The sequence below is a fragment of the Magnetococcales bacterium genome, from assembly GCA_015228815.1.
Lineage (GTDB): Bacteria > Pseudomonadota > Magnetococcia > Magnetococcales > UBA8363 > UBA8363.
Genome location: JADGCV010000014.1, coordinates 87,025 through 90,052 on the forward strand (window position 1 = coordinate 87,025; position 3,028 = coordinate 90,052).

Annotated in this window: 3 protein-coding genes; all 3 read left to right on the forward strand. The window is 56.1% G+C overall.

Annotated features, from left to right (window positions below):
* Positions 1-359: 359 nt before the first annotated feature.
* Complete coding sequence (locus tag HQL76_07885) at positions 360-521, forward strand: hypothetical protein (protein ID MBF0109078.1); 162 nt, start codon at positions 360-362, stop codon at positions 519-521.
* Positions 522-646: 125 nt separating this feature from the next.
* Positions 647-952: a DUF3467 domain-containing protein gene (locus HQL76_07890; protein MBF0109079.1), complete on the forward strand. Its 306-nt coding sequence runs from the start codon at positions 647-649 to the stop codon at positions 950-952.
* Positions 953-970: 18 nt separating this feature from the next.
* Positions 971-2,839 carry an efflux RND transporter periplasmic adaptor subunit gene (locus HQL76_07895; GenBank protein MBF0109080.1) on the forward strand — a complete coding sequence of 623 codons (1,869 nt, stop codon included), beginning with the start codon at positions 971-973 and terminating at the stop codon, positions 2,837-2,839.
* The last annotated feature ends 189 nt before the right edge of the window (positions 2,840-3,028 follow it).

The following is a 3,028-nucleotide window of genomic DNA, read 5'->3' on the forward strand; positions in this document are numbered from 1 at the left end:
TATATTATAAACAAAGAGGGGCCATGGCTATCAAATCGATGCTACGGAATTGGAGTGCAATCCTCCCAGGGATCAGTTCATGTTGCATTCCTTAAGGCTGAAAAATTGCAAGGCTTGGGAAGATACCGGAAACATCTTCTTGAAGCCGGTCACCGTATTGCTTGGCACCAATTCCTCTGGGAAATCGTCACTTATCCAGGGCTTGTTGCTCCTGAAACAGACGGTTCAATCGCCGGGCCGCACCATTCATCTGAATCTGGGAGGAGACGAGGCGAACGATCTGTTCAATTTTGGTACTTTTTCCTCGATCTTGAAGGATGGAGCAAAGGACAGGCAATATTTCCAGGTGGCTCGCGGAAATGAAGGTTGCCGATAAACTTTATGTTCGTCAAATAGGTCGATCCAGCCGATATGAGGTCATTGTTCAACGCAACGAAGTCGCAGCCAATCTGCACGACGTCGGCATTGGAATTTCCAAGGTATTACCAGTTGCCATGTCGTTCTGGATTGTGACTGGCTGATTTGTTCAGAGTACGCAAATAAGTTGGATACCGATCAAGATTACGGTTCGAGAATATCTCTGATCGTGCAGACTGAATTCACAGACCCATCATTTGAAACCTCCAACACTCGAAAGAAGGACCCCATGACCGCATCCGTGGAAGAAGCCAAGATCACTGCCCCCACCACTTCAACCCCCGCCACCCAAATTGTCTGGGACGATAGCCAGATGCAGACAAGTTATGCCAATGTTTGCAATGTGTTGGGAACACGGGAGGAAATCATGGTTTTGTTTGGCGCCAACCAGGCCTGGCAGGCGGATCAGAAGGAGGTCAAGGTGATGCTCTCCAACCGGATCGTGCTCAATCCTTATGCGGCCAAGAGACTCCAGACGCTGTTGGAGATGGGTCTGCGCGAGTATGAATCCCGCTATGGCGTGTTGAAAATCTGATTTTTCGGCACATTTTCAGTGACGGAACAGGCACTTTCGACGCAACGGGCCGACCCCTGGTTGACCCTGGGCCGGGATGATGACGCTCGTGCCCACGCCACCTGGCTCGAATGTCTGGTGGCGGGGATGGGTGGTGGCCTTCAGGAAGCGGTCCTGGTACTTGAGGATCCAGTTTCCAGAGGATTTCACCCGGCGGCGGTGTGGCCTGCCGAAGGGGTGGTCAGTCCCGATCTGGCACAACTGTCGGAACAGGCGTTGGAAAAGCGGATTCCCCTGACGGCCTATCGTGGACGGGGCTTGATGGCATGGCTCGTCGAATACGACGGCGCGGTTCGCGGGGTGGTGGCACTGGCCTTTGCCGGAACCGTGCCACGCCATGCCGTTTCCTGGCTGCGCTGGGGTCAGGGCTGGCTGGAACGCGCCTGGCGCGAAGAAGATGGCCAGGCGGAAGCGGAATTAAGGGAACGCCTTCTCCTGGCGCTGGATCTGACCATGGTTGCCCTGGAAGCGGCCAACGCCGAGGCGGCGGTGCATGCGGTGGCGACCGAGGCGGCGGCCCGCCTGGAGTGCGATCGGGTATCGGTTGGATTTCTCAAGGGGTCGGAAATCCGGTTTGCCGCCTTGTCCCACTCGGTGGATGTGGCCCGCCGCATCGATTTGATCCATGCGATCGTCGCCTCGATGAACGAGGCCATGGAACAGGCCACTCCGATTCATGTCGGCCTATATACCCTGCCCGGAAATGCCTCCCACCCGAACGACCCAGGGGAACCGAACAATCCGGGACATTCCGACTGGATCAATATACGCGAACATCAACGTCTGGTGCGTGATTTTGGATCCGAATCGGTATTGTCGGTCCCCTTTGCCGCGGGAGACAACGACACCCGACGGATGGGGGTTTTTCTGTTCGAGTGGGCACAGGCTGTTGCCGAGGTCCGACTGCGGCAAGCAGAGACGTTGACACCGATTCTGGGACGGGTTCTGTTGAACCGGCGCCGTGTCGAACGAAGCTTATACGAACGCTTGTTGGAAGGGACAGAGGAAGAGGGTCAGCAATCGACCGGTCCATCGGGCAGGCGGCGAAAGTTGCTTGCTGCCCTGAGTCTGGCCGTGACCTTGTTTTTTTCCGTTACCGAGGGAGACTACCGACTGTCGGCGACTGCCAGCCTTGAAGGAGGAATACGTCGCGTCGTCGTCGCCCCGTTCGATGGCTATGTCGCATCGGCGCGGGTACGGGCAGGACAGGTGGTCCGCAAGGGAGAGGAACTGGCGCGATTGGACGATCGAGATATTCGTCTGGAGATTTCACGTTGGACAAGCCAGCAGGCGCAATACCAGAAACAGACCGATGACGCCCAGGCACAACACAATCTGGCGCAGATTCAGATTGCCCTGGCCCAGGCACGGCAGGCGGCGGCCCAACGTGAATTGTCCGAAGCCATGCTTGCCCGTGCCAGGATCATTGCCCCCTTTGACGGGGTTATCGTCAGCGGTGACCTGTCACAACATTTGGGCGGTTCCCTGACCAAGGGACAGACACTGTTTGAAATCGCCCCCCTGAATGCCTATCGCGTGGCCCTGCTGGTCGAGGAATTCGACATTGGGCAGGTAGCCGTCGGCCAGAAAGGAGAATTAATGCTGGCCGCCCTGCCGGGTAGAACGTTTCCATTTCACGTATCCCTGGTCACCCCCGTCGCCACCGTCAGCGACGGACGCAACCAGTTTCGCGTCGAGGCGACACTCGCGGACGGCGACGAACGGTTGCGCCCGGGAATGGAAGGAGTCGGCAAGATCGATATTGGCCGCGAACTCCTGATCTGGATCTGGACCCACCGCTTCCTGGAATGGTTGCGGCTGCAAACATGGTCCTTATTGGGCCTTTGACTGTTTCTTGTTCAGCGCAAATCCGACAAACGACCTGGAACACACCGTCCCTGGATCGGGAATTCTAACCCATCTTTCGCGATTCGACCAACTTGAATAGTATAACAAATTGATTTTTAAAGATATGGCATACAAAGGTCGGCACCACAGAGGATGAATTGGTTCAATGAGCCTGGACAGTGTTCAATG